The organism is Nocardia sp. NPDC059236 (assembly GCF_042754085.1).
In the GTDB taxonomy this organism is placed as follows: domain Bacteria; phylum Actinomycetota; class Actinomycetes; order Mycobacteriales; family Mycobacteriaceae; genus Nocardia.
In genome coordinates, this window is record NZ_JBHZAF010000082.1 from 432 (window position 1) to 1,293 (window position 862).

Below are 862 nucleotides of genomic sequence, written 5' to 3' on the forward strand. Positions count from 1 at the left end.
CATGTCGCCCGCGATACGGGAGCGTTCGCGCAGCCGGGTGCGTTCGGCCACCAGCTGCTGTTCGCGTTCCATCCGGGCGGCCAGCTCCCAGCCGGCGCTGTGCAGTTCGTACTGCTGACGGCGGAAGCGGCCCAGCAGCCAGGGGAGGACGGCGGCGAACAGGACGGTGCTGACCAGGGTGAACCAGGCCCACAGGTCGGCGCCCGGCAGTGTCAGGGCGAGCACGAGTCCGGCCGCGCAGAGGAGGGCGGCGGCGACGAGCGACGGGCGTACGTCCTGGGTGCGGCGGCCGAGCAGAAAGCTGAGGGCGACCAGGCTCGGGGCGAAGGTGCTGGTGAACAGCTCCGGGGTGGCGGTCAGACCGAGTACGGCCGGAACGGTCGCGGCCGCGAGCGGGGCCCGGCGGCTCATGGCTGCCGCGGCGGCCAGCAGGGGAGCCGCCACCACGCGGAGCCAGACCGGGACGTCGGTGAGGAAGGGAAGGGGGTAGGCCATGAACAGGAACAGCGCCAGGTCGGCCAGGGCCTCACGGACGCGTCGGCGGCGCAGACCCTCTCCCAGCCGGCCCTTGAGCCGGTCGCGGAAGCGGCCGTGGACGCCGTCCGGGCGGCCGGCACCGGGCCCTGCGGCGGGGCCTCCGGCCGCTCGTCGGGTGCGGGCGCGTGCGGAGGAGTTCACGGCCGTCACGGTACGCGGCGGATTCGCGGCGGACATCTGTCGAAAGTGCAGGGTGGCCGACGACTATCGTGCGCTGCCCGCCGCCTGTGGCGCTCCGTACGTTCCGGAGCATGAATGACGCGATAGTGCACGCGGTCGAGGGATTCGTCAGCACACCCTGGGTGTATGTGGCGCTGTTCGGAAT

The 862-nt window shown here is 72.7% G+C and carries 1 protein-coding gene; it reads right to left on the reverse strand.

Going from position 1 to position 862, the window contains the following annotated elements; translation table 11 throughout:
• A partial coding sequence (locus ACFXIV_RS48010; protein ID WP_379421551.1) for a hypothetical protein occupies positions 1-678 on the reverse strand: 678 nt, incomplete at its 3' end.
• Positions 679-862: the final 184 nt, after the last annotated feature.